The sequence below is a fragment of the Stenotrophomonas sp. CFBP8980 genome (assembly GCF_034046095.1).
Taxonomy (GTDB): Bacteria; Pseudomonadota; Gammaproteobacteria; order Xanthomonadales; family Xanthomonadaceae; genus Stenotrophomonas; species Stenotrophomonas lacuserhaii.
In genome coordinates, this window is the sequence record NZ_JAXCXF010000001.1 from 1,131,928 (window position 1) to 1,147,085 (window position 15,158).

The window sequence follows — 15,158 nt, forward strand, 5'->3', positions numbered from 1 at the left end:
CCGGGGCCCGCCAATGATGTTTTGGTTCGAATGCAGTACGCGGGGGCAGGGCGGGCGTCAGCCCACCGAGCCTTCCAGCGAGACGTCGAGCAGCTTCTTGGCTTCCACCGCGAATTCCATCGGCAGTTCGCGGAAGACCTGCTTGCAGAAGCCGTCCACGATCAACGACACCGCGTCTTCCTGGCTGATGCCGCGTGCGCGGCAGTAGAACAGCTGGTCGTCGGAGATCTTCGAGGTGGTGGCCTCGTGTTCGACCGTCGCCCCGGGGTTCTTGACCTCGATGTAGGGGAAGGTGTGCGCACCGCACTTCTTGCCGATCAGCAGCGAATCGCACTGGGTGTAGTTGCGCGCGCCTTCGGCGCCGCGCTCGATCTTCACCAGGCCACGGTAGGTGTTCTGGCCGCGGCCGGCGCTGATGCCCTTGCTGATGATCTTGCTCTTGGTGCGCTTGCCGACGTGGATCATCTTGGTGCCGGTGTCGGCCTGCTGGCGGTGATGGGTCAGTGCCACCGAATGGAACTCGCCCACCGAGTCATCGCCCAGCAGCACGCAGGACGGGTACTTCCAGGTGATCGCCGAACCGGTCTCCACCTGGGTCCAGGTGACCTTGCTGCGTGCGCCACGGCATTCGGCCCGCTTGGTGACGAAGTTGTAGATGCCACCGACGCCGTTCTCATCGCCCGGGTACCAGTTCTGCACCGTGGAATACTTGATCTCCGCATCTTCCAGCGTGACCAGTTCCACTACCGCCGCATGCAGCTGGTTCTCATCGCGCATCGGCGCGGTGCAGCCTTCCAGGTAGGACACGTACGCCTTGTCTTCGCAGATGATCAGCGTGCGTTCGAACTGCCCGGTATGGCCGGCGTTGATGCGGAAATACGTGCTCAGTTCCATCGGGCAGCGCACGCCCTTGGGGATGAACACGAAGCTGCCATCGGAGAACACCGCCGAATTGAGCGCGGCGAAGTAGTTGTCGCCTACCGGCACCACGGTGCCCAGGTACTGCTTGACCAGTTCCGGGTGCTCCTTGATGGCTTCGGACATGGAGCAGAAAATCACGCCCTTTTCGGCCAGTTCCTTGCGGAAGGTGGTGCCGACGGACACCGAATCGAACACCGCATCCACGGCCACGCCGGCCAGCTTGGCGCGCTCGTGCAGCGGCACGCCCAGCTTGTCGTAGGTATCCAGCAGTTCCTTGGGCACGTCGTCCAGCGAGGCGTACTTCGGGCCCTTCGGCGCGGAGTAGTAGCTCAGGCCCTGCAGGTCGATCGGCGCGATCTTGAGCTTGGCCCAGTCCGGCATCGCCATGGTCAGGAAATGGCGGTACGCCTGCAGGCGCCACTCGGTCATCCACTCGGGCTCGTCCTTCTTCGCCGACAGGGCGCGGATGGTGTCCTCGTCCAGGCCCGGCGGCAGGGAGTCCGATTCGATGTCCGTGATGAAGCCGGCCGAATACTTGCGGCCAAGCTGCTCGTGGATCTCGCGGTTGGGGGTGTCGTCGGTGACGACGGTATCGATGATGTCGGTGGCCATGGGGCTGCCTGTGGATCAGGAGACGACAGCGGCCGCAATGGCGCGGCGCTGGGAGTCGTCAACAAGGGGAAGGGGGGAGAGGATCTGGGCGAGGGTGACCGCACGCAGTGCCTCGGACACCACGTCGTTGATCAGCCGCCAGCTGCTGCGTGCGCCGCACTTGGGCGCCATGTTGCACTGGTGATTGTCGTGGCTGCATTCGGTCAGCGCCAGCGGACCTTCCATGGCCTCGACCACCTCGAACAGCGAGATCTCGCCGGGCGCGCGGGTCAGCCGGTAGCCGCCGCGGACGCCGCGCAGGCCTTCGACCAGGCCGGCCTGGGCCAGCGGCTTGAGCACCTTGCTGACGGTGGGCGGTTCCAGGCCGGTGAACTCGGCCAGCTCGGTCGCACTGAGCACCTCGGCCGGACGAGCGGCGAGCACGGTCAGTACCACGGTGGCGTAATCGGTGAGCTTGGTGACGCGGAGCATGGGGGTCTGCAGCTGGATTGCAAAGCGGACCGAAATTGTACGCTTTTATGCGCCCGCGTCCAAGCCGGACGTTTTGGCGCTGTGGGGCCCGTGCTACCCCGGCGGCGGCGCAATGGTGCGGTCTGGCCATGATTTTGGCAATCACGAAGATTAAGGGAGAATCAACGCTCCTCTTTCCAGAACGCCCCTGCGCCCATGCCGAAGAAGATCAAAGCCCGCAAATCCGCCATCCACGGCAACGGCGTGTTCGCCGTCGCACCCCTGAAGAAGGGTGAGCGGGTGATCCAGTACAAGGGCCTGCTGCGCAGCCACGCCGACGTCGACGCCGATGACAGCGGCGACGTGGAAAGTGGCCACACCTTCCTGTTCACGCTGAACGACGACTACGTGATCGATGCCAATTACAAGGGCAACGAAGCGCGCTGGATGAACCACAGCTGCGAGCCCAACTGCGAGGCGCTGATCGAAGAAAACGAGGACGGCAACCCGCGCGAGGACAAGGTGTTCATTGAAACCCTGCGCGATATCGCGCCCGGCGAAGAGCTGGTCTACAACTACGGCATCACCCTGGCCGAGCGCCACACCGCGCGTCTGAAGAAGGTGTGGGAGTGCCGCTGCGGTTCGAAGAAATGCAGCGGTACCATGCTGCAGCCCAAGCGCTGAGTTGCACGCGCTGTCCACATCGGTATCACCGCCGGAACATGGGCCGGCGGTGATGCTGGGGGCTCCTTTACCAATCGGAGCATTCCCATGGCACAGCGTCTTGAAGGCAAGAAGATCGCCATCCTTGCCACCCACGGTTTCGAGCAATCCGAACTGACAGATCCGAAGAAACTGCTCGAAGGCTGGGGCGCGACCACCCGTGTGGTCTCCCCGGCGAAGGAAGGCAGCATCAAGGGCTGGAAGGAGAAAGACTGGGGCGACGAAGTAACCGTCGACCAGCCGCTGGCGGACGCCAACCCGGATGATTTCGATGCGCTGTTGCTGCCCGGCGGGCAGATGAACCCCGATACCCTGCGCATCGATGCATCGGCGCTGGCCTTCATCGAAGCCTTCGGCAAGGCCGGCAAGCCGGTCGCGGCGATCTGCCACGGCCCGTGGCTGTTGATCGATACGGGCCTGGCCAAGGGCCGGCAGGTAACGTCCTGGCCGTCGGTGCGCCGGGATCTTGAAAACGCCGGTGCGCAGTGGCGCGATGAGGAAGCGGTGGTTGACGGCACCCTCATCACCAGTCGCAAGCCCGACGACATCCCGGCCTTCAGCGAAGCACTGGCAAAGGCCCTCGAAGCCTGACGCTCACGGGTAGCGCCGAGCCATGCTCGGCGTCACCCCAACCGCAGGCGGAAACCCGCCCGCATCAATTGCCCAACAACCCGGCCGGCACCATCGTGCCGAGATCCTGGTTGAAGGTGACCTGCAGGCGGCCGTTCTTCACCTGCGCCGACTGCACCTGCAAGGTGCCCAGCAGGCCCGCAACGGCCGGGTCGATGCGGTAGATTGGCTCGCGCTGCGCGTAATCGCCCAGCCATGCATTGAGCAACGACTTGGTGCGCGAATCCAGGCGTGCTCCCTGCTGCGCCGGCACGAAGTCTTCCATCGTTGGCTGCTGCAGGTGGAAGCCCTGGGTCTGCTGGTCGTAGCGCAGGCCACTGCTCAGCTTCACCGTGCCCAGCTTCGCCGGCGCGCCACCGGCGGTCGCCAGGGCGATATCCATCCCCAGGTTGAGACGTTCGCCAGCCGGCAGGGTCAGCTGCGGGTGGCTCATGGTCAGGGCGATCAATCCGCCCAGTGCATCCTGGGTGCGTGGGAAGCTGCCCTCCAGGTACTGCTGCACGTCGCCGGCACCCACCGACAGCTGGCGACCCTCGATGGAGGGGGCGGCCTGTGCGCCAATGGCGGCGGCCACCAGTACCGTAGCGGTGCCCAATCGGGTGAAGAACGGACGAAGACGCATGGTCGTGACCATCTGAAGTAAGGACATGCAGAAGATAGCCGGTTGCACTGAACCGCGCGTGCATGGCGGTGGGCAGGTCAGTCCAGCACCGGCTGCAGGTTGGCTGACTGGATCAGCCAGGCACTGCGCTGCGGATTGGGTACCAGCCGGTACCAGCCCTTGTAGCGCAGCGTGGTGCTGGGGGTAGTGACGCGTATCCGCACAGGCACTTCGATGAGATGGGTCGGCTGCTGCCGGTCACGCGGCACGGGCGCATCGGTGTTGATCTTCAGATCGCGCACCTCGCGCAGTCCGCGCAGTGCGGCATCGTCGGCACGGCCCGGCGGCGGGGCGATCATCCAGTTGGCATCGGCCTTGTCGAACTCGCGGCGCAGCAGGTGGACGGCATAGGTGCGCACCACTGCACCCGGATCCGGCGCGTCTGCGGTGACTGCCGCCAGCAGCGGCAGCGCGTCGGCGCCATCGAGAGTGGAATTGGCCACACGCGTTGGGGCGGCTGCAGGTGGCTTGGCCGCCGCAACATCTGCTGCGGGCGGGACATCCGGCGCGCGCTGGCACGCACCCAGCAGCATCAGCATCGGCAACAGCCAGCAGGCAACGCGCATCAGGCGCACTCGTCAGGACGGAAGCAGTGAGTGTAGCCAAGGCATGGAGGTGGACACCATCAGGCCCCCTCCCAAACGCCGCCGACCATGGGTCGGCGCTACCAGATGGCCACCATGGACCTGTCGGAGGTGGGGCGGGGTGGGTTGGCGGGGGCGTTGAGCGCCATGGATGGCGTGAAACGAGGCCCGCAGGATGCGGTTGTTGCCGTCCCCCGCCAACCCACCCCGCCCCGCCAACAAGCTGTCCTGGAGCTTCTGACGTTGCAGTTGCCGTTGCCGGAACACCTCACGCAGCGCCGTGCAGGCTGTCCAAGGCGTCCAGCGCCGTGTCGAGCTTCACCGCGTGGGCGGCCAGCGGATGGTTGGGTTCGTCGGCGTGGCGCTGCACGACGTCGCGCAGGATCTGCGCGGCGATCAACACCGCCGCACGCTCGTCGCCACTGAAGCCAGCCAGCCGCGGAGCAGCTTCGAGCAGGCGCATCCAGTCACGCTGTGCGCGATGCTCCACTTCGATGGTGCAGCGGCCGCTGCACGGCAAGCCGTCTTTTTCGATCGGCGTGACGGTGAGGCGGTAGCGGGTGGAAGGGCTGGCCATGGCGGGCGTCCATTGGGGGATGTATCCACCATAGGGCCGCCACGCAGGGACTACGACCGGGCCGGCTGCACGCAGTGTTCCATTGTCCCGCAGGTGGTTCGCTGCAACCGGCTGCGGCGCGTTGCAGGGCAGCGCCTGACGTCCGGCTGCGCGGAATCGGCGGGCAACGGCACACTGTGTTGCGGCCCGCGCACAAACCCTGGAAAAGGAACGGGACGGCAATGAGCCGTCCCGTTCGCGATCAAAACCCGGTATGCCTACGCGATCAGAGCGCGGCGTCCTTGAGCTTCTTCAGCGGGCGCACCTTGAGCTTGGTGGTAGCCGGCTTGGCGGCGAACCACTGCTCTTCCTTGGTGAAGGGGTTGATGCCCTTGCGCTTCGGCTTGGCGGCAACGCTGACGGTGGTGATCTTCAGCAGGCCCGGCAGGGTGAAGCTGCCCGCGCCCTTCTTGTGTACCGAAGAGGCAACGGCGGTTTCCAGCGAGGCCAGCACCGCACGCACGTCCTTGGCGACCACGCCGGACGCTTCAGCGATGTGGGCAACCAAGCCGGACTTGGTCAGCACGTCCTTGATCGGCTTCGGCGCGGCCGGCTTGGCGGCTGCCTTGGTAGCGACTTTCTTTACTGCCTTCTTCGGGGCAGCCTTCTTAGCGGTCTTTGCCATGGTTTCCTGTTCCGTGAACGGTTGGTTGTTTGGTCATGCCGACCCCGTCGGCAAACGCAATGTAGGGCAACTACACCGCCCCGCCAATAGGTTATACGCGGAAAAGCCTGCTTTTTTCGCTCCCACTCGACCTTTGTCGGAGGCGTGGCGGCCAGCTCAGCCACGCCCGTCGTACTGAAGCCGTGGAATTGGAAGGGAAAAATCCGCTTTTCCGCCCGCGCCGGGGAATGCGCGACCGGAGGCCGGCCGTTCGTCGGGACGACCAGCGCCATCGCGTCGCAGCAGAGCGACGCGACGCTAACGCGGGCCTGCGTACGGTAAGTCCCGAACTCAACCGAAGGAGCTGCACAATGGGTATTTCACGCCGCGCCACCGCGCACTGGGAAGGTGACCTGAAGACCGGCAAGGGACAGTTGAGCACGCCGCAGAGCGGCCTGCTGGACAACACCCGCTACGCCTTCAGCAGCCGCTTCGGGGATGAGAAGGGCACCAACCCGGAAGAACTGATCGCCGCCGCGCACGCCGGCTGCTTCACCATGGCGCTGTCGGCCAAGCTGACCGAAGCCGGCTTCCCGCCGGAGGCGTTGGACACCGAGGCGCAGGTGGACCTGTCGATGGAAGGCGGCCCGCAGCTTTCGCAGATCACGCTGAAGGTCAAGGCCAAGGTGCCGGGAATCGAGGCGGAGAAGTTCCGCGCCATCGCCGATGACGCCAAGCAGAACTGCCCGGTGTCCAAGGCACTCAGCGCGGTACCGGTGACACTGGAAGCCACCCTGCTCTGACGTAGCGGACGCGGTAGGGACGGCCGCTGGCCGTCCTGTTTCCGCCTACCAATCGATCATGCCGCGGATGACGGTCTGTACCTGGCCACCGGACCACACTTCGCCTTGTGCATCCACATGCAGGTGCAGGCGCGCATCGTGGCCGACCTCGCGGCCTTGGCTGACCACATAGTCACGACGTCCGCCGGGAAGTCCTCCGCGCTCGTCCAGCCATGCCGCCAGCACCGCGTTGGCCGCACCGGAGGCGGCGTCCTCGAAGCGCCTGCCGTTACCGACGAAGGCACGCACGGCCAGATCCCAGGGCTGATCGCTGCAGCGCGCATAGGCGAACACGCCCATGCTGTCAGTGGACTCCGCCAGTGCCGCAACCGCGTTCCAGTCGGGCTGCAGCGCGCGCAGCGTTGTCTCGTCCGTCAGCTCGACCACCCACCAGCTGCGCCCGCCCTGCATGCGGGCGGGCGGGAGGGTGCCCAGTGGCCACCCCTGCAGGACGCTGGTCAGTCGCGGATCAGTGGGCTCGACGACCTCGGCGACCGAAGCGCGCGGAGTACGGATGGCGATCGTGCGTTGCAGGCCATCGCCTTCCACGCGCAGCGGCAGCATCCCGGCGATCCCGTCCTGCACCAGCAGCCCGTCGACCGGCACGGCCAGTGCCGCTTCCAGCACTGCATGCGCGGTGCCGATGCTGGGGTGGCCGGCGAACGGGACTTCCTTCTGCGGGCTGAACATCCGCAGGCGATAACTGCTCGCTGCATCCTGCGGTGGAAACACGAAGGTGGTCTCCGGCAGCCGGGTCCAGCGGGCGATGGCCTGCATGCTCGCGTCGTCCAGGCCCTCGGCATCCAGCACCACGGCAAGCGGATTGCCGGCACCCGGCGAAGGCGAAAATACGTCCAGCTGCAGGAAACGGCGGGTGGTCATCGGCGGGCTCCGTAACGGGGTGGCGCAGCTTACCAGTGCACCGTGCCATCGATGACCGGCTGCACCTGCCCACCGATCCAGGCCACCCCGGCGTCGTCCACGTACAGGTGCACGCGGCCGTCGCGGCCAACCTCGCGGCCCTGGCTGGCGATGCAGTGGCCATCGCGGCCGGGCAGCTGGTGGCGTTGGGCCAGTACGCTGGCAATCAGTGCATTGGCGCTGCCGGTCACCGGGTCTTCAGGCACGTTCACGGCATCGCCAGGACAGAACGCGCGCACCACCAGGTCGTGGCCGTCAGCGTGCTCCGGCGCGTAGATCGCCACGCCGGTGGCCTCGGTGGCGTTGGTCCAGTCGCGCAGCTCGCCCATGTCCGGCCGCAGGCCACGCACGGCAGCGGCATCGCGCGCAGCCAGCAGCCACCAGCGCGGGCCGTTGTCCCACAGTTCCGCAGTCTGCGCCGGTCCGCCCAGGGCGTGCAGGCTGGCCGGCAGCGCGCCGGGGTCCACCTCGCAGCGGCGGGCGGTGGGGCTGGCCAGGTGGATGGTCGGCGCCGTGTGCGGCCCCTCCACCCGCACCGGCAGCAGGCCGGCCGCGCACTGCTGCAGCAGCGCGCCATTGCGAGGAACCGCCAGGCCGCCGGTCACCGCCGCCCAGGCCGCACCCACGCTGGGATGGCCGGCGAAGGGCAGCTCGCTGGTCGGGGTGAAGATGCGGATGTGGTAATCCGCACCCGGCGCGGTGGGGGCCACGAAAAACACCGTCTCGGACAGGTTCAGCCAAGCGGCGAGGGCCTGCATGGCCCCGGGGGACAGAGCGTCGGCGTCGAACACCACCCCCAGCGGGTTGCCGGTGCCGGGGCGGGGGGCGAAGACATCAAGCTGAAGGTAGCGGTGAGCGGTCATGGGCGGCGTCTTGGGCTTAGAATCGGGGGTTCCGCTCCTTGCGGGCGGCCTCCCCACCATAACCAGAATACTTACATGCCAGTTTCTTCCCCTGTCGATCGCTGGATCGTCCTCAAGTTCGGCGGCACTTCGGTGTCGCGTCGCCATCGCTGGGACACGATCGGGAAACTGGCGAAAAAACGTGCGGAAGAGACCGGCTCGCGCGTGCTGGTGGTGGTCTCGGCGCTGTCCGGGGTGACCAACGAACTGACCGCCATCGCCGATGGCGCGGCCGACAGCCGTGAGCGCGTGGCCGCGCTGGTCGAACGCCACCAGGCCTTCCTGGACGAACTGGAGCTGCCGCCGTCGGTGCTGGCCGAGCGCCTGGCGGCGCTGCAGGCGCTGCTGGATGATGCGCGCTGCGCTGCGCGCACGCTGGACTGGCAGGCCGAAGTGCTGGGCCAGGGCGAGCTGCTGTCGTCCAGCATCGGTGCCGCCTACCTGCACCAGAACGGCCTGGACATGGGCTGGATGGATGCGCGGCAGTGGCTGGATGCGCTGCCCCCGCTGCCCAACCAGAGCCCGTGGTCGCAGCGCCTTTCGGTGAACTGCCAGTGGAAATCCGATGACGCGTGGGCGCAGCGCTTCCGCGCGCAGCCGACCCGCCTGCTGATCACCCAGGGCTTCATCGCGCGCCACGCCGACGGCGGCACCGCGATCCTGGGCCGGGGCGGTTCGGACACCTCGGCGGCGTACTTCGGTGCGCTGCTCGGCGCCAGCCGCGTGGAGATCTGGACCGACGTCCCCGGCATGTTCAGCGCCAATCCGAAGGATGTTCCCGACGCCCGCCTGCTCACCCGGCTGGACTATTACGAAGCGCAGGAAATCGCCACCACCGGCGCCAAGGTACTGCATCCGCGCTCGATCAAGCCGTGCCGCGATGCCGGCGTGCCGATGGCCATCCTGGATACCGAGCGCCCTGAACTGCCGGGTACCAGCATCGACGGCAGCGCCGCGCCGGTGCCGGGGGTGAAGGCGATCAGCCGCCGCAACGGCATCGTGCTGGTGTCGATGGAGGGCATCGGCATGTGGCAGCAGGTCGGCTTCCTGGCCGATGTGTTCGGCCTGTTCAAGAAGCATGGGCTGTCAGTGGACCTGATCGGTTCGGCCGAAACCAACGTGACGGTGTCGCTGGATCCGTCGGAAAACCTGGTCAATACCGATGTGTTGTCAGCGCTGTCGGCGGACCTGTCGCAGATCTGCAAGGTCAAGATCATCGTGCCCTGCGCGGCGATCACCCTGGTCGGCCGCGGCATGCGCTCGCTGCTGCACAAGCTGTCCGATGTCTGGGCGACGTTCGGGCGCGAGCGCGTGCACATGATTTCGCAGTCGTCCAACGACCTCAACCTGACCTTCGTCATCGATGAGGCCGACGCCGACGGCCTGCTGCCGATCCTGCACGCCGAGCTGATCGACAGCGGTGCGATGCCGGTGGAAGAAACCGCGGTGTTCGGTCCGCGCTGGCGCGAAATCGCCGGCACCGTGCGCCCGCGCGGCACGCCCTGGTGGCGGGGCCATCGTGCGCACCTGCTGCAGCTGGCCGAAGCCGGTACACCGCGCTATGTCTACCATCTGCCGACGGTGCGCGCCCGCGCCCGCGCACTGGCCGCGATCACCCCGATCGACCAGCGCTACTACGCGATCAAGGCCAACAGCCATCCGGCCATCCTGGAGACGCTGGAAGCGGAAGGCTTCGGCCTGGAGTGCGTATCCCACGGTGAGCTGAAGCATGTGTTCAACGTGCTGCCGGGACTGTCGCCCCGGCGCGTGCTGTTCACCCCCAGCTTCTGCCCGCGCGAGGAATTCGAAGCGGCGTTCGCGCTCGGCGTCACCGTTACCGTGGACAACGTGGAAGCCCTGCAGCGCTGGCCGGACCTGTTCCGCAACCGTGAACTGTGGCTGCGCGTGGACCTGGGTCGTGGCGAAGGCCACCACGCCAAGGTGCGCACTGGCGGCAAGGAATCCAAGTTCGGCCTGCCGATGGCACGCGTGGATGAGTTCGTGCGCGTGGCCACCGAGCTGGGCACCACCATCGTCGGCTTGCACGCTCACCTGGGCAGCGGCGTGGAAACCGCGCAGCACTGGCGCCTGATGTGCGATGAACTGGCCGGTTTCGCCCGCCGCATCGGCACCGTGCAGACCATCGACATCGGCGGCGGCATGCCGATCCCCTACACCGAGGAAGACGAACCGTTCGATCTGGAGGCGTGGGCCGAAGGCTTGGCCGAGGTCAAGGCGGTGCATCCGGCGTTCCGCCTGGCGATCGAACCGGGCCGTTATCTTGTGGCCGAATCGGGCGTGCTGCTGACCCGCTGCACCCAGGTGGTGGAGAAGGAAGGCGTGCGCCGTGTCGGCCTGGATGCCGGCATGAACACGCTGATCCGTCCGGCGCTGTACGACGCCTGGCATGACATCGAAAACCTGAGCCGGCAGGGCGGCTACGCCGAAGCCGCCTTCGACGTGGTGGGGCCGATCTGCGAGTCCAGCGATGTGTTCGGCAAGCGCCGCAAGCTGCCGGCGTCCACCGCGCCGGACGATGTGATGGTGGTGGCAGATGCCGGTGCCTACGGCTACGTGATGGCCAGTACCTACAACCAGCGGGCGATGCCGCGCGAGGACATCCTGGAATGAGGTCCGCTTTCTCCGCGCTGGCACACAGCGCCTTGCATCACCCGACTGCCAACGCCGCCTGCGTGCCTGCACGCAAACGTGCCTGATCCGGATACCCCATGACTGCTTTCGATAAACACCAGGTTGCCTGCTTCCGCTTCGTCCGCTGCGATTTCGCTGCAGACACCGGCGTGGCGCGCCTGGTTTACGCCTTCGACCACGGCCCGGAGATGGTGGAAACCATCACCGTGCCCGGCGCCCCGTTCACTCTGTCGCCGGAACGCGCCGCGGCCGTGCAACGCGCGCTGCAGCTGCTGCACCTGATCGCCGGCGTGAGTTACTACAAGGCGGGCGTGCCGGATACGGTGGCCATCGAGGGCTACGCGATCGACGCGGAAACCGCCGGGCTGGTGGAAAGCATCTACCTGCACGGTCTGGGCGAGTTCGCCTACCGCAACGGCCTGAACCTGCGCGGGCGCTTCCGCCTGCCGGTGGCCGGCGCGGTCTCACCGGCGCCGACGTTGGGCCTGCAGTCCCATGCGCTGGTGGCCATCGGCGGCGGCAAGGATTCGCTGGTCAGCATCGAAGCGCTGCGCCGTGCCGGCGTGGACGAGACGGTCACCTGGATCGGCGGCTCACAGTTGATCCGCGCCTGCGCCGAACGTACCGGCCTGCCGACCCTCAACCTCGGCCGCGCGCTGGCACCGGAACTGTTCGAGCTCAACCGCCAGGGTGCCTGGAACGGGCACATCCCGGTGACTGCGGTGAACTCGGCCATCATGGTGCTGGCCGCGCTGCTGCAGGGCGTGGACCAGGTGGTGTTTTCCAATGAACGTTCGGCCAGCTATGGCAGCCAGATCCCGGGCACCGGCGAGGTCAACCATCAGTGGTCCAAGGGCTGGGCATTCGAGCAGGCCTTCGGCAACCACGTGCAGCGCTACGTCGCTGCCGACCTGCAGTACTACTCGCTGCTACGGCCGATGTCCGAGCTGGCCGTGGCGCGGCAGTTCGCCAAGACCGATTTCTACGACGCGCATTTTTCCAGCTGCAACCGCAATTTCCACATCCTGGGCGAGCGCCCGGTGAACCGCTGGTGTGGTGTGTGCCCGAAGTGCCACTTCGTGTTCCTGGCGCTCGCACCGTTCATGTCCAAGGCCCGGCTGGTACGCATCTTCGGCCGCAACCTGCTGGATGACCTGGACCAGGCCGGCGGCTTCGATGCCCTGCTGGAATTCCAGGACCACAAGCCGTTCGAATGCGTGGGCGAGGGCAAGGAGTCGCGTGCGGCGATGGCTACCCTGGCCACCCGTCCGGACTGGAAGGAAGACGCGCTGGTGAAGCGTTTCTGCAACGAGATCCTGCCGCAGCTGGATGCGGCCGAGCTGGCGCTGGAGCCGATGCTGGAACTGCAGGGCGAGCATCGCATCCCGGCCGGGTTGTGGGAGCGGGTGCGTGAAGATTTCGCAGCTTGAGGGAAGGCGGGTCGCCTTGTGGGGCTGGGGCCGTGAGGGACGTGCGGCGCATGCCGTGCTGCGCGCGCGATTGCCGGCGCTGCCGCTGACCCTGTTCTGCCCGGCCGCCGAAGTGGATGCGGCGCGGGCGGAGGCGGGCGGCACGCTGGATGTGCGTGGCGAACCCAGCGCGGAGCTGCTGGCCGGCTTCGACGTGGTGATCAAATCGCCCGGCATCAGCCCGTACCTGCCGGTGGCACAGGCAGCGCTGGCGCAGGGCACGCAGTTCATCGGCGGCACCGCGCTGTGGTTCGCCGAACATGCGTCGGACGATGGCACGGTGCGCAACACGATCTGCGTCACCGGCACCAAGGGCAAGAGCACGACCACTTCGTTGTTGGCGCACCTGCTGCGCGCTGCGGGGCATCGCACCGGGCTGGTGGGCAATATCGGGCTGCCGCTGCTGGAGGTGCTGGATCCGCAGCCGGCACCGGCTTTCTGGGCAGTGGAGCTGTCCAGTTACCAGACTCGCGAGGTCGCCCGCAGCGGGGCGCACCCGCAGGTCGCGGTGGTGCTGAACCTCTTTCCGGAACACCTGGACTGGCATGGCAGCGAACAGCGCTACCTCCAGGACAAGCTGGCGCTGGTCACCGAAGGCGCGCCGCGCATCGCGGTGCTCAACGCGGCCGATCCGCGCCTTGCTGCGTTGTCCCTGCCGGACAGCGAGATCATCTGGTTCAACCAGCCGAGCGGCTGGCACATGCGCGGCGACATCGTGCACCGCGGCGGACAGCCGGTGTTCGACAGCCGCTATACGCCGCTGCCGGGGCGGCACAACCGCGGCAACCTGTGCGCGGTGCTGGCGGCCATCGAGGCGCTGGGGCTGGACGCGGTGGCGCTGGCGCCGGCGGTGCAGTCGTTCCGGCCGCTGCCCAACCGGCTGCAGCGCATCGGTGCGCGCGAGGGCGTGGTCTACATCAACGATTCGATCAGCACCACCCCGCACGCCAGCCTGGCCGCGCTGGACTGTTTTGCCGGGCAACGCATCGCGCTGCTGGTGGGCGGGCACGACCGCGGGCTGGACTGGAGTGACTTCGTCCAGCACATGGCACACGACCAGCCGCCGCTGGAGATCATCACCATGGGCGCCAACGGGCCGCGCATCAACGCGTTGCTGCAACCGCTGGCCGACGCCGGCCGCTTCGGCCTGCACGCCGCGCAGGACCTTGCCGAGGCGATGGCCCTGGCACGCGCTGCGCTCGGCAATGCGGGCGGGGTGGTGCTGCTGTCACCCGGCGCACCCAGCTATGGCGTGTACCGCGATTACGTTGCACGTGGCCGTCACTTCGCCGAGCTGGCCGGTTTCGACCCGGACCTGATCAGCGCCATCCCTGGCATCGGCCTGTAAAAAAGGGGACGGAGGGGATTAAGTCGCAATTGGCCACAAGGCGGCCAATTGCGACTTAATCCCCTCCGTCCCCTTTTTTGAACGTCAGTGGCTGCGGCTGACGGCGTAGCGGGCCAGGCCGCGCAGGGCGGCTACCGCATCGTTGTCGGCCAGGCCGTCCAGTGCACGCTCGGCAGCTGCGGCGTATTCCTCGGCGCGGTTGCGGCTGTAGGCCAGCCCGCCGGTGGCGTGGATCGCCGCCAGCACCTCGGGCATCGCGCTGGCGTCACCGTCCTGCACGATGCTGCGCAGGCGCTGGCGGGTTGCCTCGTCCGAATGGGCCATGGCGTGGATGAGCGGCAGGGTGGCCTTGCCTTCGGCCAGGTCATCGCCCAGGTTCTTGCCCAGTTCTTCGGCGTTGGCCGAGTAATCCAGCACGTCATCGGCGATCTGGAACGCATAACCCAGCGCCATGCCGTAGTCGTACAACGCCTGCTGGGTGGCCTCGTCCACCCCGCTGGCCAGCGCGCCCAAGCGGGTGCCGGCGGCGAACAGCACCGCGGTCTTGCGCTCGATCACGCGCAGGTAGGCGGCTTCGTCGGTATCGGGGTTATGCACGTGCAGCAACTGCAGCACTTCGCCTTCGGCGATGCGGTTGGTGGTGTCGGCCAGGATCCGCATGACCGGCATCCGATCAAGTTCCACCATCAACTGGAAGCTGCGCGAATACAGGAAATCACCCACCAGCACGCTGGGCGCGTTGCCCCACAGTGCGTTGGCGGTGCTGCGACCACGGCGCAGGCTGGATTCGTCCACCACGTCATCATGCAGCAGCGTGGAGGTGTGGATGAACTCGATGATCGCCGCCAGCTGGTGGTGTTCCGGGCCGGCGCCACCGACCGCGCGGCCGGCCAGCATCACCAGCATCGGACGCAGGCGCTTGCCGCCGGCGGAAATGATGTGGTCGGCGATCTGGTTGATCAGCACCACGTCCGAAGCAAGCCGGCGCCGGATCAGGGCATCGACGGCCGCCATGTCGTCGGCGGCAAGCGTCTGGATCTGGGGCAGGCCCAGGGCGGCACGGGTGTCTTCGATGATGGTCATGCGGTCTGGCTTCAAGGCTCGCCGCCGATTATAGGCGCTGGCCGTGAATTCGGGCGCATCCGGGCCCGGACAGGGCGCTGGTGGCCGCCCGATGGACCGTTGAAGGCACCGGTCGCCGTGAATACGTATGCAGGCAGCTC

At 67.1% G+C, this 15,158-nt stretch carries 15 protein-coding genes; 6 read left to right on the top strand and 9 right to left on the bottom strand.

What is annotated here, in order from left to right:
* Positions 1 to 57 precede the first annotated feature (57 nt).
* Together sufB and SOM47_RS05015 are read right to left on the bottom strand one after the other, a co-directional pair.
* Positions 58 to 1,533: a Fe-S cluster assembly protein SufB gene (gene sufB, locus SOM47_RS05010; RefSeq protein WP_042615234.1), complete on the bottom strand. Its 1,476-nt coding sequence runs from the start codon at positions 1,531 to 1,533 to the stop codon at positions 58 to 60.
* A gap of 15 nt (positions 1,534 to 1,548) precedes the next feature.
* Positions 1,549 to 2,004, bottom strand: a complete 456-nt coding sequence (locus SOM47_RS05015) for an SUF system Fe-S cluster assembly regulator (protein ID WP_042615235.1) — start codon at positions 2,002 to 2,004, stop codon at positions 1,549 to 1,551.
* A 195-nt stretch (positions 2,005 to 2,199) separates the two neighbouring features.
* Between SOM47_RS05015 and SOM47_RS05020 the strand changes: the two genes are divergently transcribed.
* Together SOM47_RS05020 and SOM47_RS05025 are read left to right on the top strand one after the other, a co-directional pair.
* Positions 2,200 to 2,667 carry an SET domain-containing protein gene (locus tag SOM47_RS05020; RefSeq protein WP_320504927.1) on the top strand — a complete coding sequence of 156 codons (468 nt, stop codon included), beginning with the start codon at positions 2,200 to 2,202 and terminating at the stop codon, positions 2,665 to 2,667.
* 87 nt (positions 2,668 to 2,754) lie between these two features.
* On the top strand, positions 2,755 to 3,297 hold the full coding sequence (locus SOM47_RS05025; RefSeq protein ID WP_042615237.1) for a type 1 glutamine amidotransferase domain-containing protein: 543 nt from the start codon (positions 2,755 to 2,757) through the stop codon (positions 3,295 to 3,297).
* A 64-nt stretch (positions 3,298 to 3,361) separates the two neighbouring features.
* Here SOM47_RS05025 and SOM47_RS05030 read toward each other — a convergent pair whose 3' ends face one another.
* The 4 genes from SOM47_RS05030 to SOM47_RS05045 form a co-directional block, all read right to left on the bottom strand.
* Positions 3,362 to 3,958, bottom strand: a complete 597-nt coding sequence (locus SOM47_RS05030; protein ID WP_042615238.1) for a YceB family lipoprotein — start codon at positions 3,956 to 3,958, stop codon at positions 3,362 to 3,364.
* 77 nt (positions 3,959 to 4,035) lie between these two features.
* Positions 4,036 to 4,563 (bottom strand): hypothetical protein, encoded by a 528-nt coding sequence (locus SOM47_RS05035; protein WP_042615239.1) that lies wholly within the window; start codon positions 4,561 to 4,563, stop codon positions 4,036 to 4,038.
* A gap of 286 nt (positions 4,564 to 4,849) precedes the next feature.
* On the bottom strand, positions 4,850 to 5,158 hold the full coding sequence (locus SOM47_RS05040; protein ID WP_042612717.1) for a DUF3861 family protein: 309 nt from the start codon (positions 5,156 to 5,158) through the stop codon (positions 4,850 to 4,852).
* A gap of 265 nt (positions 5,159 to 5,423) precedes the next feature.
* Positions 5,424 to 5,822 (bottom strand): HU family DNA-binding protein, encoded by a 399-nt coding sequence (locus SOM47_RS05045; protein ID WP_042612716.1) that lies wholly within the window; start codon positions 5,820 to 5,822, stop codon positions 5,424 to 5,426.
* 350 nt (positions 5,823 to 6,172) lie between these two features.
* On the opposite strand from SOM47_RS05045, the gene SOM47_RS05050 reads away from it, so the two are divergent.
* Positions 6,173 to 6,604 (top strand): OsmC family protein, encoded by a 432-nt coding sequence (locus tag SOM47_RS05050; protein WP_042612715.1) that lies wholly within the window; start codon positions 6,173 to 6,175, stop codon positions 6,602 to 6,604.
* 45 nt (positions 6,605 to 6,649) lie between these two features.
* Here SOM47_RS05050 and SOM47_RS05055 read toward each other — a convergent pair whose 3' ends face one another.
* Positions 6,650 to 7,525, bottom strand: a complete 876-nt coding sequence (locus tag SOM47_RS05055; protein ID WP_042612714.1) for a PhzF family protein — start codon at positions 7,523 to 7,525, stop codon at positions 6,650 to 6,652.
* A 29-nt stretch (positions 7,526 to 7,554) separates the two neighbouring features.
* A complete protein-coding gene (locus SOM47_RS05060; protein WP_042612713.1) occupies positions 7,555 to 8,427 on the bottom strand; it encodes a PhzF family protein in 873 nt (290 codons plus the stop codon).
* Between the two features lie 75 nt (positions 8,428 to 8,502).
* Here SOM47_RS05060 and SOM47_RS05065 point away from each other — a divergent pair, with 75 nt between their 5' ends.
* The 3 genes from SOM47_RS05065 (at position 8,503) to murD (ending at position 13,935) form a co-directional block, all read left to right on the top strand.
* Positions 8,503 to 11,097 (top strand): bifunctional aspartate kinase/diaminopimelate decarboxylase, encoded by a 2,595-nt coding sequence (locus tag SOM47_RS05065; protein ID WP_042612712.1) that lies wholly within the window; start codon positions 8,503 to 8,505, stop codon positions 11,095 to 11,097.
* Positions 11,098 to 11,195: 98 nt separating this feature from the next.
* Positions 11,196 to 12,548, top strand: coding sequence for a UDP-N-acetyl-alpha-D-muramoyl-L-alanyl-L-glutamate epimerase (gene murL / locus SOM47_RS05070; RefSeq protein WP_042612711.1), 1,353 nt, complete (start codon positions 11,196 to 11,198; stop codon positions 12,546 to 12,548).
* Positions 12,529 to 13,935, top strand: a complete 1,407-nt coding sequence (gene murD, locus SOM47_RS05075; protein WP_320504928.1) for a UDP-N-acetylmuramoyl-L-alanine--D-glutamate ligase — start codon at positions 12,529 to 12,531, stop codon at positions 13,933 to 13,935. Before murL ends, murD begins: the two co-directional genes overlap by 20 nt.
* A gap of 84 nt (positions 13,936 to 14,019) precedes the next feature.
* Here murD and SOM47_RS05080 read toward each other — a convergent pair whose 3' ends face one another.
* Positions 14,020 to 15,018 carry a polyprenyl synthetase family protein gene (locus tag SOM47_RS05080; RefSeq protein WP_042612709.1) on the bottom strand — a complete coding sequence of 333 codons (999 nt, stop codon included), beginning with the start codon at positions 15,016 to 15,018 and terminating at the stop codon, positions 14,020 to 14,022.
* Positions 15,019 to 15,158 lie beyond the last annotated feature (140 nt).